This window comes from Caballeronia udeis (assembly GCF_044909315.1).
Taxonomy (GTDB): Bacteria; Pseudomonadota; Gammaproteobacteria; order Burkholderiales; family Burkholderiaceae; genus Caballeronia; species Caballeronia udeis_A.
Genome location: NZ_JBIYEB010000012.1, coordinates 200,772 through 225,596, shown reverse-complemented (window position 1 = coordinate 225,596; position 24,825 = coordinate 200,772). Strand labels below are relative to the sequence as shown.

At 61.3% G+C, this 24,825-nt stretch carries 24 protein-coding genes; 20 read left to right on the top strand and 4 right to left on the bottom strand.

Annotation, left to right across the window (positions count from 1 at the left end):
• Nucleotides 1-40: 40 nt before the first annotated feature.
• Nucleotides 41-568 (bottom strand): inorganic diphosphatase, encoded by a 528-nt coding sequence (gene ppa / locus ABH944_RS20770; RefSeq protein WP_047844889.1) that lies wholly within the window; start codon nucleotides 566-568, stop codon nucleotides 41-43.
• Between the two features lie 345 nt (nucleotides 569-913).
• On the opposite strand from ppa, the gene ABH944_RS20765 reads away from it, so the two are divergent.
• The 20 genes from ABH944_RS20765 (at nucleotide 914) to ABH944_RS20670 (ending at nucleotide 20,893) form a co-directional block, all read left to right on the top strand.
• A complete protein-coding gene (locus ABH944_RS20765) occupies nucleotides 914-2,353 on the top strand; it encodes an aldehyde dehydrogenase family protein (RefSeq protein WP_404609487.1) in 1,440 nt (479 codons plus the stop codon).
• 68 nt (nucleotides 2,354-2,421) lie between these two features.
• Nucleotides 2,422-3,180: an SDR family oxidoreductase gene (locus ABH944_RS20760; RefSeq protein ID WP_404609488.1), complete on the top strand. Its 759-nt coding sequence runs from the start codon at nucleotides 2,422-2,424 to the stop codon at nucleotides 3,178-3,180.
• Between the two features lie 138 nt (nucleotides 3,181-3,318).
• Entirely contained in the window at nucleotides 3,319-4,638 is a 1,320-nt protein-coding gene (locus ABH944_RS20755; RefSeq protein WP_404609489.1) for an MFS transporter, read from the top strand.
• A gap of 484 nt (nucleotides 4,639-5,122) precedes the next feature.
• Nucleotides 5,123-6,424, top strand: coding sequence for an urea ABC transporter substrate-binding protein (gene urtA / locus ABH944_RS20750; RefSeq protein ID WP_404609490.1), 1,302 nt, complete (start codon nucleotides 5,123-5,125; stop codon nucleotides 6,422-6,424).
• A 148-nt stretch (nucleotides 6,425-6,572) separates the two neighbouring features.
• On the top strand, nucleotides 6,573-8,192 hold the full coding sequence (gene urtB / locus ABH944_RS20745) for an urea ABC transporter permease subunit UrtB (RefSeq protein WP_404609491.1): 1,620 nt from the start codon (nucleotides 6,573-6,575) through the stop codon (nucleotides 8,190-8,192).
• 1 nt (nucleotide 8,193) lies between these two features.
• Nucleotides 8,194-9,384 (top strand): urea ABC transporter permease subunit UrtC, encoded by a 1,191-nt coding sequence (gene urtC, locus ABH944_RS20740; protein WP_404609492.1) that lies wholly within the window; start codon nucleotides 8,194-8,196, stop codon nucleotides 9,382-9,384.
• A 68-nt stretch (nucleotides 9,385-9,452) separates the two neighbouring features.
• Entirely contained in the window at nucleotides 9,453-10,280 is an 828-nt protein-coding gene (gene urtD, locus ABH944_RS20735) for an urea ABC transporter ATP-binding protein UrtD (RefSeq protein ID WP_404609641.1), read from the top strand.
• Nucleotides 10,281-10,307: 27 nt separating this feature from the next.
• Complete coding sequence (gene urtE, locus ABH944_RS20730; protein ID WP_097264650.1) at nucleotides 10,308-11,000, top strand: urea ABC transporter ATP-binding subunit UrtE; 693 nt, start codon at nucleotides 10,308-10,310, stop codon at nucleotides 10,998-11,000.
• Between the two features lie 44 nt (nucleotides 11,001-11,044).
• Nucleotides 11,045-11,926 carry an urease accessory protein UreD gene (locus ABH944_RS20725; RefSeq protein WP_404609493.1) on the top strand — a complete coding sequence of 294 codons (882 nt, stop codon included), beginning with the start codon at nucleotides 11,045-11,047 and terminating at the stop codon, nucleotides 11,924-11,926.
• A gap of 206 nt (nucleotides 11,927-12,132) precedes the next feature.
• Nucleotides 12,133-12,936 carry a transporter substrate-binding domain-containing protein gene (locus tag ABH944_RS20720; protein ID WP_404609494.1) on the top strand — a complete coding sequence of 268 codons (804 nt, stop codon included), beginning with the start codon at nucleotides 12,133-12,135 and terminating at the stop codon, nucleotides 12,934-12,936.
• A 52-nt stretch (nucleotides 12,937-12,988) separates the two neighbouring features.
• Complete coding sequence (locus tag ABH944_RS20715) at nucleotides 12,989-13,666, top strand: amino acid ABC transporter permease (protein WP_404609495.1); 678 nt, start codon at nucleotides 12,989-12,991, stop codon at nucleotides 13,664-13,666.
• Nucleotides 13,663-14,313 (top strand): amino acid ABC transporter permease, encoded by a 651-nt coding sequence (locus ABH944_RS20710; protein ID WP_404609496.1) that lies wholly within the window; start codon nucleotides 13,663-13,665, stop codon nucleotides 14,311-14,313. Before ABH944_RS20715 ends, ABH944_RS20710 begins: the two co-directional genes overlap by 4 nt.
• The gene (locus tag ABH944_RS20705) at nucleotides 14,300-15,019 is read left to right on the top strand and encodes an amino acid ABC transporter ATP-binding protein (protein WP_047844901.1); all 720 of its coding nucleotides are present in this window, start codon (nucleotides 14,300-14,302) and stop codon (nucleotides 15,017-15,019) included. Before ABH944_RS20710 ends, ABH944_RS20705 begins: the two co-directional genes overlap by 14 nt.
• Nucleotides 15,020-15,099: 80 nt before the next feature.
• Nucleotides 15,100-15,402: an urease subunit gamma gene (locus ABH944_RS20700; protein WP_404609497.1), complete on the top strand. Its 303-nt coding sequence runs from the start codon at nucleotides 15,100-15,102 to the stop codon at nucleotides 15,400-15,402.
• Between the two features lie 31 nt (nucleotides 15,403-15,433).
• Complete coding sequence (locus ABH944_RS20695; protein ID WP_404609498.1) at nucleotides 15,434-15,739, top strand: urease subunit beta; 306 nt, start codon at nucleotides 15,434-15,436, stop codon at nucleotides 15,737-15,739.
• A gap of 22 nt (nucleotides 15,740-15,761) precedes the next feature.
• On the top strand, nucleotides 15,762-17,468 hold the full coding sequence (ureC, locus tag ABH944_RS20690; RefSeq protein WP_404609499.1) for an urease subunit alpha: 1,707 nt from the start codon (nucleotides 15,762-15,764) through the stop codon (nucleotides 17,466-17,468).
• A 25-nt stretch (nucleotides 17,469-17,493) separates the two neighbouring features.
• Nucleotides 17,494-18,174: an urease accessory protein UreE gene (gene ureE, locus ABH944_RS20685; protein WP_404609500.1), complete on the top strand. Its 681-nt coding sequence runs from the start codon at nucleotides 17,494-17,496 to the stop codon at nucleotides 18,172-18,174.
• Entirely contained in the window at nucleotides 18,161-18,841 is a 681-nt protein-coding gene (locus ABH944_RS20680; protein WP_404609642.1) for an urease accessory protein UreF, read from the top strand. The genes ureE and ABH944_RS20680 overlap by 14 nt, the downstream gene beginning before the upstream one ends.
• Nucleotides 18,842-18,846: 5 nt before the next feature.
• Nucleotides 18,847-19,497 (top strand): urease accessory protein UreG, encoded by a 651-nt coding sequence (gene ureG, locus ABH944_RS20675; protein ID WP_404609501.1) that lies wholly within the window; start codon nucleotides 18,847-18,849, stop codon nucleotides 19,495-19,497.
• Nucleotides 19,498-19,681: 184 nt separating this feature from the next.
• Nucleotides 19,682-20,893, top strand: a complete 1,212-nt coding sequence (locus ABH944_RS20670) for a glycosyltransferase (protein WP_404609502.1) — start codon at nucleotides 19,682-19,684, stop codon at nucleotides 20,891-20,893.
• Nucleotides 20,894-20,929: 36 nt separating this feature from the next.
• On the opposite strand, the gene waaA is transcribed toward ABH944_RS20670, so the two are convergent.
• The 3 genes from waaA to waaC form a co-directional block, all read right to left on the bottom strand.
• The gene (waaA, locus tag ABH944_RS20665; RefSeq protein ID WP_404609503.1) at nucleotides 20,930-22,255 is read right to left on the bottom strand and encodes a lipid IV(A) 3-deoxy-D-manno-octulosonic acid transferase; all 1,326 of its coding nucleotides are present in this window, start codon (nucleotides 22,253-22,255) and stop codon (nucleotides 20,930-20,932) included.
• Nucleotides 22,256-22,352: 97 nt separating this feature from the next.
• Nucleotides 22,353-23,237 carry a Kdo hydroxylase KdoO gene (locus tag ABH944_RS20660; RefSeq protein ID WP_404609504.1) on the bottom strand — a complete coding sequence of 295 codons (885 nt, stop codon included), beginning with the start codon at nucleotides 23,235-23,237 and terminating at the stop codon, nucleotides 22,353-22,355.
• Between the two features lie 365 nt (nucleotides 23,238-23,602).
• Nucleotides 23,603-24,607 (bottom strand): lipopolysaccharide heptosyltransferase I, encoded by a 1,005-nt coding sequence (waaC, locus tag ABH944_RS20655; RefSeq protein WP_404609505.1) that lies wholly within the window; start codon nucleotides 24,605-24,607, stop codon nucleotides 23,603-23,605.
• Between the last annotated feature and the right edge of the window lie 218 nt (nucleotides 24,608-24,825).

The following is a 24,825-nucleotide window of genomic DNA, read 5'->3' as shown; positions in this document are numbered from 1 at the left end:
GACCGGCGGTCTTCAACATCTCGACAATCAGTCGCTAACCTTACTTCTTGAAGTTAGCCACGCCTTCCGTGATTTCCTTGTGGGCAGCTTCCACGCCCTGCCAGCCTTCAACCTTCACCCACTTGCCCTTCTCCAGCGCCTTGTAGTGCTCGAAGAAATGCTTGATCTGGTCCTTCAGATACTCGGGCACGTCGTCCACCGTCTTCATATGCGCCGTCATCGGGCAGATTTTGTCGTGAGCGACCGCCACCAGCTTCGCGTCGACACCCGATTCGTCCGTCATCTGCAACATGCCCAATGCACGTGCGCGCACCACCGAACCTGCCAGCAGCGGGAACGGCGTGATCACCAGCACGTCCACCGGATCGCCGTCGCCTGAAAGCGTCTGCGGAATGAACCCGTAGTTCGCCGGGTAGCGCATGCCCGTCCCAATGAAGCGGTCGACCACGAGCAGGCCCATGTCCTTGTCCGCTTCATACTTCACCGGATCGCTCTGCGCCGGGATCTCGATGATCACGTTGAAGTCTTGCGGAAGATCCTTGCCTGCGGGTACGTTGTTAAAGCTCATATGCACTCTCTTCAAAGTGGAAATTCGGTGTCGGAGATAAACGCATTCGGCACGCGCTCACGTTAGATTTTGCTGCATTGCGACAATAGACGTGAAGTGCGAATGTCCAGACTGCAACGCGGCGTCGAGGCGCGGCGTTCGCCCATGAAGCAGCGCAATTACGTCATTATAGCCAATCGAGGGGTACGCTCCGTTGTCAGCGCCGAGCCTGGAAAACGGCGCAAAATAGCTCTCGGCGTCACAACCGCAAGCACGAATGGAGACAAACGAAGGCAAATGAAGCGCCGCGCAATGAAGTCACGCGACGGCACCCCCTAACAACAGCCACGGAGACAGGAGTCAGGCATGGAAGAGGCAAGGCATTTCATCGGCAACCAGTGGGTAGCGACAGCAAGCCACGAGACCATTCCCGTCATCGATCCTTCCGACGGTCAGGTCTTCGCGCAACTCGGGCGCGGCAATGCAGCCGATATCGACCGCGCCGTCCAGGCCGCGCGCCGCGCTTACGAAGGTCCGTGGGGCCAGGCGAGCGCGGCCGATCGCGGGCGAGTGCTGTACCGCCTTTCGATGATCATCGCCGCCCATCAGGACGAACTGGCGCATCTCGAAGCACGCGACACCGGCAAACCCCTGAAGCAAGCTCATACGGACGCCGCTGGCATCGCCCGCTATTTCGAGTTCTACGCAGGCGCCGCCGACAAACTCCACGGCGAAACGCTGCCCTATCAAAACGGCTTCACCGTCCTCACCATCCGCGAACCGCATGGCGTGACCGGGCATGTCGTGCCGTGGAATTACCCGCTGCAAATCTTCGGGCGCAGCGTCGGCGCGGCGCTCGCCGCTGGCAACGCGTGCGTGGTCAAGCCGGCGGAGGACGCGTGCTTGTCGATACTGCGCATTGCCGAACTCGCCGCCGAAGCAGGCTTGCCGGAAGGCGCGCTGAATATAGTCACGGGGTATGGCTACGAAGCGGGCGCGGCGCTCGCGCGGCATCCCGGCATCGATCACATCTCGTTCACGGGATCCCCGGCAACGGGTGCGGCGGTGGTCAAGATGGCTGCCGACAACCACGTTCCCGTGACGCTCGAACTGGGCGGCAAGTCGCCGCAGATCGTTTTCGCCGATGCTGACTTCGACGCCGCCCTGCCCGTGCTCGTCTCGGCGATCGTGCAGAACGCGGGGCAGACCTGCTCGGCGGGCAGCCGCGTGCTGATTGAACGATCGGCGTATGAACCGTTGCTCGAGCGCCTGAGCGAGGCGTTCAGCGCGTTGAAAGTCGGTCCGAGCAAGCTCGATCTGGATTGCGGTCCGCTCATCAGCGCGAAGCAGCAGCAACGCGTGTGGGATTTTCTCTCCGATGCCCAACACGACGGCATCGCGATGGCGGCCCACGGTGAAGTGATTGCCGAAGCGCCCGAAGCGGGCTTTTACCAGGCACCGACACTCCTGCGCGACGTCCCGCCGGCGCATCGTCTTGCTCGCGAAGAAGTGTTCGGTCCGGTGCTCTGCGCGATGCCCTTCGATGACGAAGCCGACGCGCTGAAGCTTGCCAACGGCACGGACTTCGGGCTGGTTGCGGGCATCTGGACACGCGATGGCGGCCGGCAGATGCGCATTGCCCGCAAGGTGCGTTCGGGACAGGTGTTCATCAACAACTACGGGGCGGGTGGCGGCGTAGAGCTACCGTTTGGCGGCGTCAAACATTCGGGCCACGGCCGCGAAAAAGGCTTCGAAGCGCTGTATGGATTCACGGTGCTTAAAACCATCGCTATCAAGCATGGCTAAGCGCAAATACTTTGCATGGGACCAGAGTAAGCGCTGAAGCGCCAACTCTGGTCGACAAGGGAGACGACATGAGACTACAAGGCAAGACCGCGATTGTGACGGGCGGCGGATCGGGATTCGGGGAAGGGATCGCGAAGACATTTGCGCGCGAAGGCGCGAACGTCGTGGTGAACGATATCAACGGCGCGGCGGCCGAGCGCGTGGCAAGCGAGATTGCCGTGAGCGGCGGCAAGGCGATCGCGGTACCCGGGGATGTGACCAGGCAAGCCGACTGGCAAACGCTCTTCGATGCCACCATCGAAGACTTCGGCAGTGTGCAGGTCGTGGTGAACAACGCGGGCACGACGCATCGGAATAAGCCGGTAATGGAAGTCAGCGAAGCGGAATTCGACCGCGTTTATGCGGTGAATGTGAAGAGCCTGTACTTCAGCGTCACGCAATTCGTGCCGTACTTCCGCAAGGTCGGCGGCGGGTCGTTCATCAACGTGGCATCGACGGCAGGCGTGCGGCCGCGGCCCGGTCTGGTTTGGTACAACGGCAGCAAGGCAGCGGTGATTATCGCGAGCAAGGCATTGGCTGTTGAGCTCGGGCCGGACCGGATACGCGTCAATTGCATCAACCCGGTGATGGGCGAAACGGGTTTGCTATCGGAGTTCATGGGCATGGAAGACACGCCCGCAAACCGTCAGAAGTTCCTCGCGACGATCCCGCTGGGACGGCTTTCGACGCCGCAGGATATTGCGAACGCGGCGCTCTATCTTGCCTCCGATGACGCCGAATTCATCACCGGTGTCGCGCTGGAAGTGGACGGCGGACGCTGCGTCTGACGCGCTTGACAGAGGCGCATCCGGCGGATGCGCCTCTGTCGGTGTTTTCCCCAAATAGAACAAACGGTCGCCGGTTATAGCGAGCGGCTAGAATCCGACAGCACGTTTTTCCATCGATAAAAATAGTCAGGAGACAAAATGGCCAGTACAGCGGGTGACTTGCATCGACCGGGCGCGGGCGCGCCGCCCTCCGCGTTCGAAGCGGCGACGTATCGCAAGGTGGCGTGGCGGCTCTCGCCGTTGCTGCTGATCTGCTATGTGGTGGCGTATCTGGATCGTGTGAACGTGGGCTTCGCGAAGCTGCAGATGTCGACGGATCTTGGTTTGAGCGATGCGGTTTATGGCTTCGGCGCAGGCATCTTTTTCTTCGGTTATTTCATCTTCGAGATTCCCAGCAACGTCATCCTGCACAAGGTCGGCGCACGCGTATGGATCGCGCGGATCATGATCACGTGGGGCATCATTTCCGCCCTCACGATGTTCATCACCACGCCCACCATGTTCTACGTGATGCGCTTCATTCTCGGTGTGGCCGAAGCGGGATTTTTCCCCGGCATCATTCTCTATCTCACGTACTGGTTTCCGGCTGAACGGCGCGGGCGTATGACGACATTGTTCATGACCGCGATCGCGTTATCGGGGTTGATCGGCGGGCCCGTGTCGGGCTGGATCATGAAGAACTTCGATGGCGTCAACGGCTGGCACGCGTGGCAATGGCTGTTCTTGCTGGAAGGCGTTCCATCGATTGTGGTCGGGATCGTCGTGTTCATTTTCATGGACGACCGGATTGCCAAGGCCAAGTGGCTCACCGTTGAGGAGCGTGAGTTGCTGGAGAGGAATATTGCCAAGGACAACGTCGAGAAAGTCGATATGCCCGTGCGCGAGGTGCTGAAAAGCGGGCGAGTCTGGTTGATGAGCCTGACGTACTTCTCGTTCGTGATGGGGCTTTATGGCGTGAGCTTCTGGCTGCCGACCATTATCAAGGCGACCGGCGTGACGGATGCACTGACCATCGGCTTGTTGTCCGCGATTCCGTTTGGTGCAGCGGTGATTGGCATGCTGCTCGTTGCGCGCAGTGCCGATAAAAGAGGCGAACGGAGGTGGCATATCGCCATTCCTGCAGCTGTGGGGGCGTTGGGGCTGGTGGTGTCGGTTGTGTGGTCGACGAATACGACAATGGCAATGCTGGGCCTCACCTTGGCTACGATGGGCATTCTCACTACGCTGCCGCTGTTCTGGAGCTTGCCTACGGCGTTTCTCGCTGGAACGGGTGCCGCGGCAGGGATTGCAATGATCAACTCGCTTGGGAATCTGGCGGGGTTCTTGAGTCCGTATCTTGTGGGATGGTTGAAGCAAGTGACCGCGTCGAATGCCAGCGGCATGTATATGCTCGCCGCGTTCATGGTGCTGGGTGGGTTGCTCGCGCTGAGCGTGCCCAAGCGGGTGGTGAACCGGTAGGCTTGTTCCTGGCATGGTCAGGCACCGAACGCACTCGCGTTCGGCGCCCCTTGAGCGAGGACAGCGTGCGACGGATTAACTAGTCAAATTCAGCCTGTCTTTAGCTATCCAACTTGTACCGTTCTTTAAAAGCCGTCAGCCAAAACATTAAAAAATGAAACTTCCGTCACGAAACAAAATCGGGAATTCGTGACGAAATGCTGCTCGCCGCGACCCAAGACCCTACCAGAAGCGCCATCACGCTCCACCCTCACGCCTGACGCACCGCCACAAGGCGCGTCACACGTCCTCGCACCAAGGCAGTGCATCCGCATTAACCCCTACATTCCCCTTGGCGCCTTTTCCAGCGTCAAACCCGCTATCCATCAGCAGAAACAACCGATTGGCATACCCCTTGCAGTGTCCTGCCCACTGACTCTCCGTCAGCGATATAAAAAATCCACCAGACACCGCCTCAAACAAACATATCGGCAAGGGGAATTACATGAAACGACGCAGTCTCCTGAAGTTCGGCTCCATGTCGGGCGCGCTCGCGATTGCGGGCCAATTGCCCATTTCAAAAGCGCAAGCCGCCGATACGGGACCGATCAAAGTAGGCGTCCTGCATTCACTTTCCGGAACCATGGCGATTTCGGAAACATCGCTGAAAGACACTGCGCTGATGACCATCGCCCAAATCAATGCAAGCGGCGGTGTGCTCGGCCGTCAACTCGAACCGGTGGTGGTCGATCCGGCATCGAACTGGCCGCTCTTCGCCGAAAAAGCCCGCCAACTGATCTCGCAAGACAAAGTGGCAGTAACGTTCGGCTGCTGGACATCAGTGTCGCGCAAATCGGTGCTGCCGGTGTTCGAGGAACTCAACGGCCTGCTCTTCTACCCGGTGCAGTACGAAGGCGAAGAAATGTCGCGCAACGTGTTCTACACGGGCGCGGCTCCTAACCAGCAAGCCATTCCCGCCACCGAATACCTGATGAGCAAGGAAGGCGGCGGCGCCAAGCGCTTCTTCCTGCTCGGCACCGACTACGTGTATCCGCGCACGACGAACAAGATCCTGCGCGCATTCCTGCACTCCAAGGGCGTGAAGGACGACGACATTCAAGAGGTTTACACCCCGTTCGGCCACGCGGACTATCAAACCATCGTGGCAAACATCAAGACGTTCTCGCAAGGTGGCAAGACCTGCGTAATCTCGACGGTGAACGGCGACTCCAACGTGCCGTTCTATAAGGAACTCGGCAATCGAGGCCTGAAGGCCACCGATGTGCCTGTCGTCGCGTTCTCGGTGGGCGAAGAGGAACTGCGCGGTATCGATACAAAACCGCTGGTCGGCAACCTCGCCGCATGGAACTACTTCATGTCGCTGAAGAACCCGGAGAACACGAAGTTCAAGGCCATGTTCGCCGACTGGGTGAAGAAGAACAACCTGCCGGGCGGCGACAAGCGCGTGACGAACGACCCGATGGAAGCGACCTTCGTTGGCATCCACATGTGGAAGCAAGCAGCGGAAAAAGCGAAGAGCGTCGATGTCGATAAAGTGCGCGTGGCCATGGTCGGCCAGAAGTTTGCGGCGCCGTCGGGCTTTACGCTCGAGATGGACGGCAACCACCATCTGCACAAGCCGGTAATGATCGGTGAAGTACGTGCCGACGGCCAGTTCAACGTCGTGTGGCGCACCAAGACTGCTATTCGCGCGCAACCGTGGAGCCCGTACATTCCAGGCAACGAAAGCAAGCCGGACGTGGTCAGCTCGATTCCCGACTTTCTGCGCCGCCGTCGCGTAGCTTAAGTGCCGGTATTACGTCTCGGTAAGTACGAACGTTGAAACATCGAACCGCCGCGCTCGAAGCACAAGAACAAGAGCGGCGGTTCGTACGAGTCCAGCGCGGCATACGCAACACGCCGCCCCGCACTCCGCTCTACCTGACAGGCCCTTCATGACTGATTCGATTCTTCGCTTCGCTCGCCGTGGCCTCTGCGCAATCCTGATTGCCTGCATGCCGCTCGCCGCGTTTGCGGCCCTGACGGCGGACGATCTCGCACCGCTCGCGGCCGATGACTTCGATGCCAAGTCCGCCGCCATCGACAAACTCATCGCGAACGCCGATGCCCCTTCGATCGCCGTGCTGAACGCGCTCTCCGACGGCTCGCTTGTCGCCACCGATGCCGGCAAGGTATTAATCCAAACCGACGATGGCAACAAGGACCCGCTCACGAACAAGACCGTAGAGGCGCCCGATGCGCAACCGGTCACGCTGAACAATCTGCTGCGCTCAAAGGTATCGGGTGCGTTGTCGGGCTTGCAACTGGCGTCGCCGGATATTGCCGTGCGCCGGGCGGCTATCGACGAATTGTTGAAGAACGCCGATCCGTCGATCAAACCTCTCGTCGATAAAGCCCGCGCGAAGGAGACCGACCCGACGCTCAAGAAGCGTCTCGATACGCTCTGGGCCACAACGGCTCTTCACGATACCGACGCCAACAAGCGTCTCGAAGCCGTGCAGCTGGTCGCCGCCCGTCACGACCTGGATATGAACGAACTCTTGCGCCCGATCGTCGTGAAGAACGCGGACGGCACCTTCGCCGAGCCCGATGCGCGCGTACGTGCGGCGGCGCAAGCGGGTATTGAAGAACTGAATTCGATTCAGCGGCGCGGCGAGATTGTCGGCACGATCTTCGCGGGCCTTTCGCTCGGCAGCGTGCTATTGCTCGCCGCACTGGGCCTCGCGATCACGTACGGTTTGATCGGCGTGATCAACATGGCGCATGGCGAGTTCCTGATGATCGGCGCATACGCCACGTACGTGGTTCAGAACCTCGTCCAGCACTACGCACCCGGCGCGTTCAACTGGTATCCGCTGTTCGCAGTGCCGGTGTCGTTTGCTGCGGCGGCGGTGGTCGGTATCGTGCTTGAGCGGCTGGTCTTGAAACATCTCTACGGCCGTCCGCTCGAAACGCTCCTGACCACCTTCGGTATCAGCCTGATCCTGATCCAGGCAACCCGCACCATCTTCGGCGCGCAGAACGTGCAGGTGACGAACCCGTCGTGGATGAGCGGCGGCGTCTCCATCATGCAGAACCTGATCCTGCCGTACAACCGCCTGACTATTCTCGGCTTCTCGCTGGTCGTCGTGCTGCTCGCATGGGTCGTGCTCACCAAGACACGCCTCGGCCTGTTCGTGCGCGCCGTCACGCAAAACCGCCGGATGGCGGCATGCGTCGGCGTGAAGACAGCTCGTGTGGATTCCTATGCATTTGCATTCGGCGCAGGAATCGCGGGGCTCGGTGGTTGCGCGCTCTCGCAGATCGGCAATATCGGGCCGGATCTGGGGCAAAGCTACATCATCGATTCATTCATGACGGTCGTGCTCGGCGGGGTCGGACAACTGGCGGGAACGGTGATCGGCGGCTTTGGGCTCGGGCTTGTCAGCAAGACGATAGAACCCTTCTGGGGCGCAGTGCTCGCGAAGATCGCGGTGCTCGTACTGATCGTGTTGTTCATCCAGAAACGTCCTCAGGGCATGTTCGCCCTGAAGGGCCGCAGCGCAGAGGTTTGAGATGAATACACCAAACGTCTCCGCGAATCTCGACGTCTCGCCACAACCCGATGCACAGGCCAGGCGCGAAGGTTTTGCGCTAGGCCTGCCGCCGCGCGCCGCCCTGCTTCCCCGCGGTGGCTGGATTGCGCTGATCGCCTTCATCGTCGCGATGGGTATCTATGTGCCGGTCGCGGCGCTCGTGTTGCCGGAGTCGAGCACGTTGCACCTGAGCGCCTATTCCATGACGCTCGTCGGCAAGCTCATGTGCTATGCAATAGGCGCATTGGCGCTCGATCTCGTCTGGGGTTATTGCGGGATCCTGAGCCTCGGGCATGCGCTGTTCTTCGCGCTCGGCGGTTATGCGATGGGCATGTACCTCATGCGTTCCATCGGCCGTGAAGGCAACTATCAAAGCGACCTGCCCGACTTCATGGTGTTCCTCGACTGGCACAAGCTTCCCTGGTTCTGGCAAGGCACTGAGCACCTCTGGTATGCGCTGTTGCTGGTGATCCTGGTGCCGGGCGTGCTCGCCTGGGTGTTCGGCTTCTTCACGTTCCGCTCTCGCGTAAAAGGCGTGTACCTGTCGATCATCACGCAAGCCATGACCTTCGCCGCGATGCTGCTGTTCTATCGCAACGAAACCGGTTTCGGCGGCAACAACGGCTTTACGGATTTCAAGCGCATCGCGGGCTTTCCGATCACGCATCCCGGCACGCGCACCGTGCTGTTCCTGATCACACTGGGCGTGCTGATTCTGGCGTTTATCGCGGCACGGGCGATTGTGACGTCGAAGCTTGGGCGCGTGGTCACGGGCGTTCGCGATGGCGAAGCGCGGCTGATGTTTCTCGGCTATAGCCCGCTGTCGTACAAGCTCTTTATCTGGATCGTGTCGGCTGTTTTGTGCGGCATTGCCGGTGCGTTGTATGTGCCGCAAGTGGGGATCATCAACCCGAACGAGATGTCGCCGGGGAACTCCATCGAAATGGCAATCTGGGTCGCCGTGGGGGGGCGCGGAACCTTGATCGGGCCGATCATCGGCGCGTTCGCGGTGAACGGCGCGAAGAGCTTTTTTACGGCGAACTTCCCTGAATACTGGCTGTTCTTCCTGGGCCTGATCTTCACGCTCGTGCCCTTGCTGTTGCCCAACGGAATCATGGGCCTCATCGACGTGGCCCTGCGCAAGAAGAAGGCAGGAGGACATTCACATTGACTACCTTTTCGATGTCATTGGATAACGCGTACAACGCCTTGATCGTAGACCTGCCGCCGCTGCCTGAAATGAACGAGAAGAGCGAGCGCAATCAGAACGGCATCACCGGCTTGGGCCACGTATTGGAACCGGGCGAGATCGATGTCTCGCACGGCACGATCCTGTATCTCGAGGACGTGATGGTGAGCTTCGATGGTTTCCGCGCGCTGAACAAGCTGACGCTGTCCATTGATGTAGGGGAACTGCGCTGCGTGATCGGACCCAACGGCGCGGGCAAGACCACGATGATGGACGTCATCACCGGCAAGACGCGTCCGGATTCGGGCAAGGTTTTTCTCGGCCAGACGTTTGACCTGACGCGCATGTCGGAGCCGGTGATCGCGCGCACGGGTATTGGCCGGAAGTTCCAGAAGCCGACCGTGTTCGAGAACCATCCGGTGTGGGAAAACCTCGAACTCGCAATGAAAACCGACAAGGGCTGGCTCGCGTCGCTCAGGTCGAAACTGGATCGCGAGGCCCAGGCGCGCATTGAGGAAACGCTGGAGCTGATTCATCTGGAAGCCGATGCCACGCGTTACGCCGGCGAGTTGTCGCACGGGCAGAAGCAGCGCCTGGAGATTGGCATGTTGCTGATGCAGCAGCCCGCGCTCCTCTTACTCGACGAACCCGCCGCCGGCATGACGGATCACGAGACCATGCAGCTCGCGGAGTTGCTGAACAAGCTGCGCGGCACGTGCTCGATGATGGTCGTCGAGCACGACATGGAATTTGTCGCGGCGCTCTCCGGGGACACGGGACGCGTGACCGTGATGGCCGAAGGCAGCGTACTCGCGCACGGCACGCTCGACGAAGTGAAGCGCAACGAGAAAGTGATCGAGTCGTACCTCGGCCGCTGATTTGATCACCACGGAAGCCCCAAGAAAATGCTCGAAGTCGATTCCCTCAACCAGTTCTACGGTGGCAGCCACATCCTGCGCGATGTGAAGATGACCGTGCCCGATGGAAAACTGACGGTTTTACTCGGCCGCAACGGCGTGGGCAAGACCACGTTGCTGCGCTGTCTGATGGGCGTCGTGCCGACCAAAAGCGGCACGATCTCATGGCGCGGCGCGAAGATTTCGTCCATGCCTACATATAAGCGCGTATCGAGCGGCCTCGCCTACGTACCGCAAGGCCGCGACATCTTCGGCCGGCTCACCGTCGAAGAAAATTTGCTGGTGGGCGCGGCGAGCCGCAAGGCGCCATCGAAGGTACCGGACCGGATCTACGAACTCTTCCCCGTACTCAAGGAGATGAAAAGCCGGCGCGGCGGCGATCTGTCAGGCGGTCAGCAACAGCAGCTTGCAATAGGCCGTGCGCTGATGAGCGAACCGCAATTGCTCATTCTCGATGAACCCACCGAGGGCATTCAGCCCTCCATCATCCAGGATATCGGGCGCACATTGCGTCAACTGGTCGATGAAATGGGCATGACGGTATTGCTCGTCGAACAGTATTACGACTTCGCCCGCGAGCTTGCGGACCGGTACTGGGTAATGAGCCGCGGAGAGATCGTAGCGGGCGGCGAAGGCGCGGACATGGAAGCGCATGGCGTGCGGGAGTTGATCGCGGTCTGACGCTCGCCGTACTATTGGCGACTCGCTCCGATCCTGAAAGCCTCATGCATCACGAACCTATCGCCGCGCTGTTGCCATCGACTGCCCCCGACTCCGACGAGTGGCACGGCAAGCTCGAACTCGGCTTCACGCATCAGCCTTCCGGGCGGACGGCGCTCACGCACCGGAAACACATGGGGCCCTTGCGTATGCAACGCCCCCTGTACCCCGAGGGCGAGACCATCTGCCACGCTGTTATCGTGCATCCGCCAGGCGGCGTGGCGGGCGGTGACCGGCTGGCAATCGATATCGACCTGGCCGGGCAAACGCACGCCGTCATCACTACGCCCGGCGCGACCAAGTGGTACAAGGCGAACGGCAAGCTCGCCACGCAGCGAATCGATATCCGCGTCGGCGCGAACGCAAAGCTCGACTGGCTGCCGCAGAACAACATCGTGTTCGAGTCATCAAACGTGGCGCTGGATTTCACGCTGACGATGGACGAGACGGCGACGGCCATCGGCTGGGACGCGATGCAATTGGGCCGGCAGGCAGCGGGCGAACGATGGTCGGACGGCCGGCTGACCGCCACGGCGCGGATCAAGGACAGCAAGGGCCGTTTGCGCTGGTTCGAACGTGCGCTATTGAGCGCCAACGATCCCTTGCGCCTCGCGCCGCAGGGTCTTGCAGGCTTTCCCGCCTACGGCACGCTCTGGGCGATCGGCCCGGCCTGCGACGACGCGCTGGCGGAATCCCTGACAGCACGCCTCCCGTTCGATGACACCCTCCGCGCCGCCGCCTCCTGCGTCGCACCGGGCGTACTGATCGTCCGCGCCGCCAGCCATTCAATGGAGCCGCTTCAACTCGCAATGACTCAATGCTGGACGACGTTGCGCCCGTTGATTCATGGCGTCGATGCCCAACCGCTCAGGCTGTGGACCACGTAGCCAGGGTTATTCTCGCCAAAACCCGCACCACAAAAGAGCACAATTAAGCCCATATTTTGTGCATCGTGTCGGCGAGCGTCCCGCTCATGCCCGTCCAGCAAAGGCGCAAGAGCAATGGCACGACTCTCGCTTAACCCTCTTTCCGACGAGTGCGTCCATCAATGAGACGCACCGCGCCACATCGCGATCCAAGGAAAGAGAATCAAATGACCAACACGCTTCGCCGCCGCGCAGTTCGCACCGCAGTTTCCGCCCTTCTCGCCATCCCGGCTCTTGCTTTAGTCCCGCTCACCGCTCACGCCGACGCGCTCGACAACATCACGAAAGCCGGTGTCCTGAAAGTTGCCGTGCCGGAGGATTACCCGCCGTTCGGCGCCGTTGGCGCCGATATGAAGCCGCAGGGTTATGACATCGATACAGCCGCGCTGCTCGCCAAGTCACTCGGGGTCAAACTCGAACTCGTGCCGGTCAACAGCGCGAATCGCGTCCCGTACCTGACGACGAACAAAGTGGACCTGGTGATCTCGTCGCTGGGCAAGACGCCGGATCGCGAGAAGGTGATGGACTTCTCCGTAGCCTACGCGCCGTACTTCCAGGGCGTGTTCGGCCCCGCCGATATCAAGGTCACCGGCCCCGCCGATCTGACCGGCAAGACGGTCGGCGCAACGCGCGGCGCACTCGAAGAAATCGCGCTCACGCAAATGGCGCCGAACGCGACCATCAAGCGTTTCGAAGACAACAACGCCACCATCCAGGCGTTCCTTTCTGGCCAGGTTCAACTGATCGCAGCGGGCAATCTCGTCGCCGCAACGATCCTTGCGAACAATCCGCCGCGCCGTCCGGAACCGAAGTTCGTGATCAAGAACTCACCTTGTTTCATTGGCATGAACAAGAACGAACCACGCTTGCTGGCCAAGGTCGATGCCACCATCGACCAGGCGAAGAAGGACGGCTCACTCAACGCCATATCGAAGAAGTGGTTCAAGGCACCGCTGCCGGCCGATCTTTGATCCAGCTCGCGAATCGACACTATCCAGGCTTAAATAACAAGGCGCCGCTTTAATGGCTTATCAACTCCAGTTCGGCGATCTCGGACAGTACGCCGGCATGTTCGCGAGCGGCGCGGCAGTAACCCTTGGGCTGACTGCCGTGTCAACCGTGCTTGGCCTCGCGGTCGGCATACTTGGCGCAGCAGGCAAAGGCAGCAAGTTCCCCGCGGTGCGCTCGTTCGTTGGCGGTTACGTGGAGGCGATCCGCAATACGCCGTTCATCGTGCAATTGTTCTTCGTGTTTTTCGGGCTGCCCGCGCTCGGTATTCATATCGATGAATACGTGGCCGCAGTGCTCGCCATGACACTCAATCTCGGGGCGTATTCGGTGGAGATCATCCGCTCGGGTATCGCGGCCGTGCCGAAGGGGCATCTTGAAGCGGCGGCGTCGCTTGCGATGACACGCGGCGAGACTTTCAGGCACGTGGTCTTGCCGCAAGCTATCGCCAAGGTGTTCCCGGCGCTCACCAGCCAGATCGTGATCACCATGCTCGGTTCGGCGGTGGTGTCGCAAATATCCGTGGCCGACCTGACCTACGCCGCGAGCTACATCCAGTCGCGCAATTTCCGCGCGTTCGAAACGTATTTCCTGATCACGGCCGCTTATCTCGTGATGGCGATCCTCTTGCGCTTCTTGCTCAACGAAGCAGGCAGGCGCCTGTTCGCCCGCAATCTGCGAGGTGCCCGATGATTGAGTTCACGTTTGAGCAAATTCTCACCAACCTGCTGCTGGCGGCGCGCTGGACCATCGTGCTGTCGATTGTTTCGTTCGTGGCTGGCGGGATCGTCGGCTTCGTGCTGCTCATCATGCGCGTGTCCAGTTCGCGGGTGTTGCGCACTATCGTGAAGGCCTATATTGAGGTCTTCCAGGGGACGCCGCTGCTGATGCAACTGTTCCTGGTGTTCTTCGGTTTGCCGCTGCTCGGCGTAGAAGTTGAACCGTGGATTGCGGCAACGGTGGGCCTCACGCTATTCACCAGCGCTTATCTCGCCGAGATCTGGCGCGGCTGCGTTGAAGCCGTTCCGAAAGGCCAATGGGAAGCATCCTCCAGCCTCGCGATGAATTACTTCGAGCAATTGCGCCATGTGATTCTTCCGCAAGCCATGCGCATTGCCATCGGGCCGACGGTCGGCTTCGGCGTGCAGGCCGTGAAGGACACGGCGCTGGTCTCGATCATCGGCTTCACCGAACTCACCAAAGCCGGCACGATGATTTCGAACGCGACCTTCAGGCCGTTCGTGGTCTACGGCCTCGTCGCGGTGATCTATTTCGTGATTTGTTATCCGCTTACCCGCTACGCGCGCACGCTCGAAAGGAAATGGAATGCCGCTCGTTGAAACGCAAAACTTGAAGAAGCAGTTCGGCGCGAACCAGGTCCTGAAGGGCATCGATTTTTCGGTGGAATCGGGACAGGTGGTGGCAATCATTGGTCGCAGCGGCTCGGGTAAGAGCACCCTGCTGCGGACCTTGAACGGGCTGGAAAGCATCGACGAAGGGTCGATAGAAATCGACGGCGAACACATGGACGCGCGCCATGCCGATCTGCGCGCGTTGCGCCTCAAAGTCGGCATGGTGTTCCAGCAGTACAACCTGTTCCCGCATCTCACCGCCGGGCAGAACGTGATGCTCGCGCAGACCGTGGTGAAGAAGGTCCACAAGGCGAAGGCGCGCGCGACCGCTGAACAAGTGCTTGAACGCGTCGGCCTCGCCGATAAATTCAACGCCTATCCCGAACAACTGTCGGGTGGACAGCAGCAACGCGTGGCTATTGCCCGGGCGCTCGCGATGAAACCCACGGTCCTGCTCTGCGATGAAATCACCTCCGCGCTCGATCCTGAACTCGTGGGCGAAGTCTTGGCGGTGGTGGAAAGCCTCGCCGCCGACGGCATGACGCTCATCATGGTCACGCACGAGATGCGCTTTGCGCGGCGTGTGTCGAACAAGGTCGTGTTCATGCACCAGGGGCGCGTGTGGGAAAGCGGCACGCCGGAGGAGATCTTCGAGCGGCCTACGACGATCGAATTGCGCAAGTTCATCCAATAAGTCATCCAATGAAATCGTAGGGTTGCAATGCTAGGATTTCTTTTAACTTCGGCACTTCATACAGGACACGCTCCGAACCCATGAAGCTCACCCACCGCGAAAAAGACAAGCTGCTGATCTTCACCGCCGCCCTGCTCGCCGAACGCCGACGCGCGCGCGGGCTCAAGTTGAACTATCCGGAAGCTATCGCGTTCATCTCGGCGGCACTGATGGAAGCGGCGCGCGACGGCCGTACGGTCGCCGACGTGATGCACTACGGCACCACGCTGCTCACCCGCGAGGACGTGATGGACGGCGTGCCGGAAATGATCCCGGACATCCAGATAGAAGCCACCTTCCCCGATGGCACCAAGCTTGTGACCGTCCATCATCCGATTCCCTGAACTTGCAGCACTTCTACAAAAGGAGCCGCGCATGATTCCCGGCGAATATCTGATCGACGATGGTGAGCACGAGCTCAACGCGGGACGCGAAACGGTGTCCGTGACGGTATCGAATACGGGTGACCGGCCCGTGCAGGTCGGCTCGCATTTTCATTTCTATGAAGTCAACACGGCGCTCACCTTCGAGCGCGACAAGGCCAGGGGCTTTCGGCTGAACATTGCGTCAGGTACGGCCGTGCGCTTCGAGCCCGGCCAGGAGCGCACGGTTGAACTCGTGGCGCTCTCCGGCGATCGCAAGGTGTACGGCTTCAATGGCCTCGTCATGGGTCCGCTTTGATCTCAACCTCAGGAATATCGAAATGACGCTACGCATCGGACGCCGCGCCTACGCGGAGATGTTCGGCCCGACCACCGGCGACCGCGTGCGTCTCGCCGATACCGACCTCCTGATCGAAGTCGAACGCGACTTCACGACCTACGGCGAAGAAGTGAAATTCGGCGGCGGCAAGGTGATTCGCGACGGCATGGGCCAGTCGCAGCGCTCGCATGCCGACGTGGTGGACACGGTCGTGACGAACGCGCTGATCCTCGATCACTGGGGCATCGTGAAGGCGGATATCGGCATCAAGAACGGGCGCGTGTTTGCAATCGGCAAGGCGGGCAATCCGGATATCCAGCCGGGCGTGACCATTGCGATCGGCGCGGCGACCGAGGTGATTGCCGGTGAAGGGATGATCGTGACGGCGGGCGGTATTGACTCGCATATTCACTTCATCAGCCCGCAGCAGATTGACGAAGCACTGGCCTCCGGCGTCACGACCATGCTCGGCGGCGGCACCGGTCCCGCAACGGGCACGAATGCGACCACCTGCACGCCGGGGCCGTGGCATCTCGAACGCATGCTGCAAGCCGCCGATGGCTGGCCGGTGAACCTCGGCTTTCTCGGCAAAGGCAATGTGAGCTTGCCGGCGCCCGCGATTGAACAGATCAAGGCCGGCGCGATCGGGCTCAAGCTGCATGAAGACTGGGGCACGACGCCGGCGGCTATCGATAACTGCCTGTCGGTTGCCGACGATACCGACACGCAAGTCGCCATTCACACGGACACGCTGAACGAAGCGGGTTTTGTGGAGTCCACGGTGGCCGCGTTCAAGGGCCGCACGATCCACACGTATCACACCGAAGGCGCCGGCGGCGGCCACGCGCCGGACATCATCAAGGTCTGCGGCGAGTCGAACGTGCTGCCTTCATCGACGAATCCCACGCGGCCGTACACCATCAACACGCTCGACGAACACCTCGACATGCTGATGGTCTGCCATCACCTCGATCCCTCGATTGCTGAAGACATTGCGTTCGCCGAGTCGCGGATTCGACGTGAGACGATTGCTGCCGAAGACATCCTTCATGACTTGGGCGCGCTGTCCATGTTGTCTTCCGATTCGCAGGCGATGGGGCGTGTTGGCGAGGTTGTCATGCGCACCTGGCAGACCGCGCACAAGATGAAAACGCAGCGCGGCGCGTTGCCGGAAGACTCGTCGCGTAACGACAATTTCCGCGCGAAACGCTACGTCGCCAAGTACACGATCAACCCGGCCATCACGCATGGGATCGCGCATGAAGTCGGTTCCATCGAACCGGGCAAGTGGGCCGATCTCGTCTTCTGGGAACCGGCGTTCTTTGGCGTGAAACCTGCAATGATTTTGAAAGGCGGCATGATCGCGGTCGCGCAGATGGGGGACCCGAACGCATCGATTCCGACGCCGCAGCCGGTGCACTATCGCGAGATGTTCGCCACCCGCGGCGGCGCGTTGGGGAAGACTTCGCTGACGTTTGTCTCGCAGATGGCGCTGGACGACGGTATTGGCGAACGGTATGGCTTACGTAAGCAAGTGGTCGCGGTGAAGAACTGCCGGAACATATCGAAGGCCGACATGGTTCACAATGCGTACAGGCCGTCCATTACCGTCGATCCGGAAACGTATCAGGTTGTAGCCGACGGCCAGTTGCTCACCTGCGAGCCGGCCACTGTCCTGCCGATGGCGCAGCGCTACTTCCTGTTCTGATACTGATCCTGATCCCGAGACTTTCATGCGCACGATCGACAAACGTATTGAAGCGAAACTTGCCGCACCATTGATCAAGCGCGCGCCCACGCTTACCCTTGCCTTCGATGACCGTTGCAAGAGCCGTCTGGCCGCTACGCTGGATAACGGTGAGGAAGTGGCGCTGGTGCTGCCGCGCGGCACGGTGCTGCGCGACGGCGACATGCTGGTCGCCGACGACGGTGGCCTGGTGCGCGTGATTGCAGCAGAGCAGGATGTGCTGGTCGTGCATGCCCATGATCCCATTACGCTGACGCGCGCCGCGTACCACCTGGGCAACCGGCACACGCCGGTGGAAGTGGCCGCGGGGCAGTTGAAACTCGAAGCCGATCCGGTGCTGGAAGACATGCTCAAGCGTCTGGGCGCGCACGTGGATCACGCCACGGCGCCGTTCCAGCCGGAGACGGGCGCGTATGGCGGCGGTCACAAGCATGGGCATGACGAGACGTTTGTAGAGGACTATGCGCTCGCGCAAAAGGTCTTCGATGAACACCACGGGCACGATCATGGCGACCATTCGCAGTGCACACATGGGCATGCGGACCACGGCGCCCATGATCATGCTCATGACCACGCCCACGATCACGGGAAGGGCCACGACCACGGTGATCACTCGCAGTGCAGCCACGAAGGCCACGATCACGACCACGGTCATGCGCATCGCTGAGCTTACGGCGCTGCTTCACCTGGCGTCGCCGGCACTGCCTATTGGCGCGTTCAGTTATTCGCAGGGCCTCGAATCAGCGATAGAACATGGCTTGATCCACGATGGCGACAGCGCCCGCGAGTGGATCACCAGCGGCTTGACCAATGTGCTCGCACGCGGCGAGTTGCCGTTCCTTGCGCACCAGATGACCCGCTGGCGCGATCACGATGCAGCAGGACTCGCCACCGCCGATGAAGAATTCCTCGCTAGCCGCGAGTCGGCGGAATTGCGTCGTGAGACGCAGCAAATGGGTTGGTCGCTGGCCCAGTTGTGTACGCAGCTCGAATGGGGCGACGCCGCGCGCCTCGCGACGCTCAACGCCGTCAAACCGATATCGCAGCCAACCGCGTTCGCCTTTGCCGCCTTCGCCCACGACGCCGCGCCTGACGCCGCCCTCGCCGCGTATGCGTTCGCGTGGGTCGAAAACCAGGCCGCGGCGGCGTTGAAAGCTGTCCCGCTGGGGCAGATCGCGGGGCAGCGGATCATCGTTGCGCTGCGGGTTGCCATCGATACGGCTGTAGAAAAAGCGCTCGACACCTCGCCCGACCAGATCAACACCTTCGCGCCGCAGCTTGGCATTCTCTCGGCGCGCCACGAATCACAATATTCACGCTTGTTCCGCTCTTAAAAAACATGAACGCACCTGTCTATTCCGCCGCTGCCCGCCGCTCCAAGAAACTGCCGCCCTTGCGCGTGGGCGTGGGAGGCCCGGTCGGCTCGGGCAAGACCACGCTGCTCGAAATGCTTTGCAAGGCGATGCGCGAGAAATACGACCTCGTCGCGATCACCAACGACATCTACACCAAAGAGGATCAGCGCCTGCTGACGGTCGCGGGCGCATTGCCGGCCGAGCGCATCATGGGCGTGGAAACGGGCGGCTGCCCGCACACGGCGATCCGCGAAGACGCGTCCATCAACCTGGAAGCCGTCGACCAGATGATCGAGCGTTTCCCGGACGCGGATATCGTGTTCATTGAATCGGGTGGCGACAATCTCGCTGCCACGTTCAGCCCGGAATTGTCGGATTTGACCATTTACGTGATCGATGTCGCCGGCGGCGAAAAAATTCCGCGCAAGGGCGGTCCGGGCATCACAAAATCCGACCTGCTGGTCATCAACAAGATCGACCTTGCCCCTTATGTAGGCGCAAATCTCGACATCATGGCCTCCGATGCCCGGAAGATGCGCGGAGAACGGCCATTTGTCATGTGCAACCTGAAGGCGCTGGAAGGGCTCGCCGACGTGGTTCGCTTCATCGAAAAAAAGGGTCTGCTCGCGGTCTGAGGGCAGGTTCCGGTGTGTCGGAGAAACTGTTCGCGGCCGATCGAGTACGTTAACATGTCGCCTTGCCCTTTTTTACGGCCATAGGCCCGCTTTTCGGAGACCTCTGATCGACAGCCCCGATACGCTCCTCACTCGCGACGCCGCCGTGCGGCTGAAATCGTCGCCCGCAGCGTCCTCGACATCCATGGCGCAACCCTCGAAGCGCGTTGCCGTGCTGTTTCACATCGCAGATTTCAACGACGGCGGCATTGAATCGTCGTTGATGCAATGGCTGCGAATCTACGACCGCGCGCGCTTTTCGGTGACGCTGTCCGTGATGTTTTCGTCGCCCGCGTTCGAGCAGCGCTTCAGGCCGCAGGTTCCCGCGGATGTCGGCGTGGAGATCCTCACCGACAAACCCTGGCTCAACCTGTTCCAGACGCGTCGTTATGCGCATCAGTTGAGCAAGCTCGGGCGCGTCGGCCGCGACGTTTTCAACACGCTCGCCGTGCGCCCTTACGTGAAGGCCCGCGTGGCTGCGCTGGCGCAGCATCACGACATCATCATCGACTTCGACATGTCGCTGCGCCGTCTGGCAGGCCGCTTCGGCGTGGCGTGGCTCGGCGTGAACCATTTCAGTTTCGATGCACGGCTGGGCGGCCGGCGCAGGAAGATGAAACGGCTGCTCGCGCAATATGGGCGTTATGACGGCATTGCCGCGCTGAACTGCCAGATGGCCGATGAAGCGAGCGAGCTGTTCAATGGCCATCTGCGCAACGTGTTTGTGCTGCCGAATGCGATCGATATCGACCGGATTCGCGAGAACGGCGCACAGGTGGAACCGCCGCCGTGTGCCGGGCCGTATATCGTTTCAGTGGCGCGGCTCGACGAAATCCAGAAGGATCACCAGACCTTGCTGCGGGCTTACGCACAGCTTGTCGGGACGTTTGATGACGGCGCGTTGCAGGAAGACCTCGTGATTGTCGGCGACGGCGGTTTCCGCCGCGAGCTGGAAGCGCTGGCTGTGGAACTGGGCGTGGGCAAGCGCGTGCATTTCACGGGGTATCGGAACAATCCGCACGCGGTCGTGGCGCATGCGAGTGCGCTGGTGCTTAGTTCCCGTTACGAAGGCATGCCGATGGTGCTGCTCGAAGCGCTGGCGCTCGGCAAGCCGGTGATCTCGACCGATTGCCCGACGGGACCGCGAGAAATCCTGGACGATGGCCGGTTCGGGCTGCTGGTTCCTATAGGCGATGTGGACGCCATGGCCGGGGCGCTGTCGCGGTTGTTGTCGGACCATGCTCTGCGCGATGGCTTTACGCGTGAAGCGCTGGACCGGGCGCGGTCGTATGGCGTGGAGGCAAGCAATGAAAGGTTCGTCGCTTGCGTGACCAGGATTTTGGAGGAACGGGGTTAATCCAGCAGGGGTTATTCACCCGTACCGCCGCCGGGATTACTGCTCCTCTGCCTGCGTGCGCAACAACGCCCCCAACACCGCCACCGACCTCGCCGTCGCTCCGCGATGCTTCGCCGCGAACGCCGATGCCGCCGCGCTCATGGCGAGCCGGCGGGGTTTATCGTTGAAGAGTTCTCTCAGGCCGCGCGCCAACGCCGCCGGATCGCTCACTCGCAACGCCGCGCCTTCCGCGATCGCATCATTCGTCGCTTGAGTAAAGTTGAAGGTGTGCGGGCCAATCAGCACCGGCACGCCCGCCGCGCACGCCTCGATCAGGTTCTGCCCGCCCAGCGGCAACAAACTCCCACCGATAAACGCCAGATCCGACGCCGCGTAATACGCGCTCAGTTCGCCCATCGAATCGCCGAGCAGCACATTGACGTCCGGAGGCAAAACCGGCGCCGCATCGATTCCCGATCCCGCTGCCGCCGCCCGGCCTGCCCAGGCGGAACGCCGCACACAGGACAGCGCGGCGGCATTGATCAGCACGGCCACTTCGTCAAACCGCTGCGGATGGCGCGGCACGAGGATCAGCAACGCGTCGGGAATGCGGGTCCGCAAGGTCGTGAACGCCTGCAACACCAGCGCTTCCTCCCCTTCGCGCGTACTCGCCGCCACCCACACCGGCCGCTCCCCGATCGCCGCGCGCCACGCGTGGCCGCGCGCATAGAGTTCGGGTGGCGCGGCCATATCGAACTTCAGGTTGCCGAGCACTGTGACATTGCGCGCACCCAGCGCGCTCAGGCGGTCCGCATCGGACTGCGTCTGAGCCAGCACACGCGTAAAGCCACCGAAGACTTCGCGCGTTGCATTGCCGAACTTCGCCGCGCGCTTGAACGAGCGCGCCGACATCCGCGCGTTCGTCAGCACCAGCGGGATATCGGCGCGTTTGCATTCGTCGATGAGCGTTGGCCACACCTCCGTCTCCATCACGATGCCCAGCGACGGCCGCCACGCACGCAAGAACCGCCGCACAAGCGACGGCGAATCGTAGGGAAGATAGCTGCGCGAAATACGATCGCCGTATAGCTCCACGCCGGTCGCGCGGCCGCTCGGCGTCATGTGCGTCAACAGGATGCGGGCTTCGGGATGGGCTTGGCTCAATGCTTCAATCAGCGGCTGAGCGGCACGCGTCTCCCCCACCGACACGGCATGCACCCAGATCAGCGGCGCGAGGTCGTCGGCACGGCGGGCGGGCCCAAAACCAAACCGTTCGCCGATATGTTCGCGATACCCCCGTTCCCGCCGCGAGCGGATCAAGAGGCGCAACACCGCGAGCGGCGCGACGAGCCACCATAAGGCGCGATACACGAGCCTCAGCATCGGCCGCCCTCGCGGCAGGCAGGCAACGATCGTTTACCGTGCACATGAGAACCCGCGCTGAAGCCCGAAACCACGGCACACCCCCACCCGGCGGCGCTCAAACCAGCGCCCTGCCTTTCAGGCGCTGCAGAATGCCGAGCGGCGCGCAGTCGGGCTGGGCCATCGCGCCGACGGGAAGGAAGAAGGTTTGCTCGAGCATGTACTGGCCGGACATGACGGCGTGCGAGGTTTGATCGGAGAAACACACCCACACGCAACCGGGCGGGAACGGCATGTCCTGCTGTGGCGATTTCGCCTGATAGTCGAGATCGGCTTTCATCGCGTCGTGCAAATGGAGCATCAGGTGGTCGTATTCGCTGCGCGGCGTCTTGGTGATGTGCAACAGGTTCATGAGCCACGCCGAACCGGGAACCGGGGCCTTGATGGCGGGCAGGAAGCGTTTTGCCATGTCCTCGAATGGTTCGCCGACGCGCCATACACGCGGCGCGCCATCCGGATTGACGTTGGTGAACACGCGCAGGATGCGCTCGCCATAATTCGGCCGCGACGGGAAAGCGTCGACGTGAAGGCGGCTGTCGTCCTTGCGCCACGACGTCTCGCGCGTTTCCACGCGATGCAGCCGCAAGCTGGTCGGCGCGACCCGCAATTTGCCTTGATATTCAGGAAAGAGCCCGTCGACCAGGGAGCGCGCGTTCGCCTGATATCGGGCGATGAGCGCCCGGACGGCGGATTGCGTAACGGCGTCGCCGAGTACACCGACGAGCGGGCCGCCATTGGGTGCGAGGCTGATGTTCTTGCGCTGCGGATCGGCGACCTTCGGGTCGAGCAGCGCCCGTTCGCCGCCTTCTATGGCAAACGCCAGATGCGGGAAATAGAGGACCTTGCCGCGCTCGACGCCGGCCAGCAACGCCTCGCGCGGCACGGAAAGCTGCTGGCCCTGCCAGTCGGCGGACGCAACTTCAATAATTTGAGATTCGGTCATGTGCCTTCGATTTGTTTGGATGAGCGAGTGAGCGGGCCCGATTATCGTCAACTGGCTTCAATCGGCTGCAATCGACCTCGATTGGCTTCGATTGACGCATCGGGAAAACGCCGCGTCCGGCGAGCGAGGTGCATTTTCGCTCAAACCGATTGCAAAATCCGTTGCGTGAGAGGCTGAGAGTTGATGGGCCTCAACTGGACCTCAAACCGCCGGGCTTCATCTGGTTTCGCCAAGCGCGCCGCCGAATCGCTGCAAATCACTGTGAATCGCGGCGGCGATTGAGCAATCCCTGGAACCGAAGCCGCTTCCTCACCTTCACTCGCCACCCTACTGATACTGATACCGCTCCTGCTGCCGTCAATGCATCAAAGCAGCCCAAACCCTGCGAGCGTCGCTTTGACTTGCTGCAACGTCGGGTGCTGGCTTGCGCTGCCCAGATTCACCACGCGTGGGGACCAGTAACCGCCGGTGCGCCAGGCTGTCGAGAAATTGTACAACTCGATGGTCGGCCGCTTCAGGGCTGCCGCGATATGCACGAGTCCGGTGTCCACGCCGACTGTCGCGGCGGCGCCGTCGATCAAACCGACCACGGCCGGCAAAGAGAGTTTTGGCGGCACGACTGCTGCTGCGCCGAATTCTTTTGCCAGTTTCTCGCTGGTTTCGCGTTCGGTTTCGCTGCCCCATGGCAGCACGATTGATACTCCGCGCCGGATCAGGGTCTGGCCGAGTTCGATCCAGGCGGTGTCGGGCCATTGTTTATCGGCGCGGGACGTGGCGTGGACGAACACGACGTAAGGCACGGGCAGGTTCAGCCCCGTCTCCGATAACGCCAGCGCGGCGCGGCGGGTATCGATGCCGAACTCGATTGCGTCGGTGGGTTCCGGGCGCGGATCGCCTAGTGCTGCGGCGACCAGTTGCCGGGTGCGTTCGACCACGTGTGTGCGTGGTTCGATGGGCACGCGTTTGTTGTAGAAGAAGCGGACGGGCCATTCGTAGCCGGCGCCGTCGGTGCGGTTACCGAGGCCGACCAGTGTGCCGCGTGCCCAGCTTGCGACCCATGCGGTCTTGATGAGCCCTTGGCAGTCGATGACGAGGTCATATTTTTCTGCGGCCAGAGCGCGGCGAAAGCGTTGGATTTCGCGCCAGTTGTCGATGGAGAAGAGGCGTTTGCGCCAGCGCCGGAGCGAGAATGGGATGGTGCGGCGTATGCCGTCGACGAGTTCGACGAGATCCGTGAAGCTCTCTTCGACTAGCCAGTCGATCTGGGCATCGGGGTGGAGACGACGGATATCGGCGATGGCCGGCATGTTATGGACGACGTCGCCAAGCGACGACACCCGGACAATCAAGATCTTTTGCACGCTGGACACGGTGGGCGCCGTCGGATTGGACGGCGCGTGGACAATTTTTGAGATGTGGCGGAGTTTACCGCTGGCGCTTGGAATTGGGGGTGATTTTCGCTCGCGCTCGGGGGTTGGGTTTCGCTTGCACTCGGGGGTTGGTAGTGGTTCTGGGTCAGTGCCGGGTTGTAGGTTCCAGGGTTAGCGGTCGGGGTTGGTGTTGAGTCGCCAAGTCCGGGGTTAGCGGT

Bases quoted from the DNA above. Each gene is read 5' to 3' on its own strand.
- urtE (WP_097264650.1), top strand. From the start codon at position 10,308: ATGCTCGAAGTCGATTCCCTCAACCAGTTCTACGGTGGCAGCCACATC.
- urtA (WP_404609490.1), top strand. From the start codon at position 5,123: ATGAAACGACGCAGTCTCCTGAAGTTCGGCTCCATGTCGGGCGCGCTC.
- ABH944_RS20715 (WP_404609495.1), top strand. From the start codon at position 12,989: ATGGCTTATCAACTCCAGTTCGGCGATCTCGGACAGTACGCCGGCATG.
- urtC (WP_404609492.1), top strand. From the start codon at position 8,194: ATGAATACACCAAACGTCTCCGCGAATCTCGACGTCTCGCCACAACCC.
- ABH944_RS20695 (WP_404609498.1), top strand. From the start codon at position 15,434: ATGATTCCCGGCGAATATCTGATCGACGATGGTGAGCACGAGCTCAAC.
- ABH944_RS20670 (WP_404609502.1), top strand. From the start codon at position 19,682: ATGGCGCAACCCTCGAAGCGCGTTGCCGTGCTGTTTCACATCGCAGAT.
- ABH944_RS20705 (WP_047844901.1), top strand. From the start codon at position 14,300: ATGCCGCTCGTTGAAACGCAAAACTTGAAGAAGCAGTTCGGCGCGAAC.
- urtB (WP_404609491.1), top strand. From the start codon at position 6,573: ATGACTGATTCGATTCTTCGCTTCGCTCGCCGTGGCCTCTGCGCAATC.
- ABH944_RS20725 (WP_404609493.1), top strand. From the start codon at position 11,045: ATGCATCACGAACCTATCGCCGCGCTGTTGCCATCGACTGCCCCCGAC.
- ureG (WP_404609501.1), top strand. From the start codon at position 18,847: ATGAACGCACCTGTCTATTCCGCCGCTGCCCGCCGCTCCAAGAAACTG.
- ABH944_RS20760 (WP_404609488.1), top strand. From the start codon at position 2,422: ATGAGACTACAAGGCAAGACCGCGATTGTGACGGGCGGCGGATCGGGA.
- ABH944_RS20680 (WP_404609642.1), top strand. From the start codon at position 18,161: ATGCGCATCGCTGAGCTTACGGCGCTGCTTCACCTGGCGTCGCCGGCA.
- ABH944_RS20660 (WP_404609504.1), bottom strand. From the start codon at position 23,237: ATGACCGAATCTCAAATTATTGAAGTTGCGTCCGCCGACTGGCAGGGC.
- ppa (WP_047844889.1), bottom strand. From the start codon at position 568: ATGAGCTTTAACAACGTACCCGCAGGCAAGGATCTTCCGCAAGACTTC.
- urtD (WP_404609641.1), top strand. From the start codon at position 9,453: ATGAACGAGAAGAGCGAGCGCAATCAGAACGGCATCACCGGCTTGGGC.
- ABH944_RS20765 (WP_404609487.1), top strand. From the start codon at position 914: ATGGAAGAGGCAAGGCATTTCATCGGCAACCAGTGGGTAGCGACAGCA.
- ABH944_RS20720 (WP_404609494.1), top strand. From the start codon at position 12,133: ATGACCAACACGCTTCGCCGCCGCGCAGTTCGCACCGCAGTTTCCGCC.
- ureC (WP_404609499.1), top strand. From the start codon at position 15,762: ATGACGCTACGCATCGGACGCCGCGCCTACGCGGAGATGTTCGGCCCG.
- waaA (WP_404609503.1), bottom strand. From the start codon at position 22,255: ATGCTGAGGCTCGTGTATCGCGCCTTATGGTGGCTCGTCGCGCCGCTC.
- ABH944_RS20700 (WP_404609497.1), top strand. From the start codon at position 15,100: ATGAAGCTCACCCACCGCGAAAAAGACAAGCTGCTGATCTTCACCGCC.
- ureE (WP_404609500.1), top strand. From the start codon at position 17,494: ATGCGCACGATCGACAAACGTATTGAAGCGAAACTTGCCGCACCATTG.
- ABH944_RS20755 (WP_404609489.1), top strand. From the start codon at position 3,319: ATGGCCAGTACAGCGGGTGACTTGCATCGACCGGGCGCGGGCGCGCCG.
- ABH944_RS20710 (WP_404609496.1), top strand. From the start codon at position 13,663: ATGATTGAGTTCACGTTTGAGCAAATTCTCACCAACCTGCTGCTGGCG.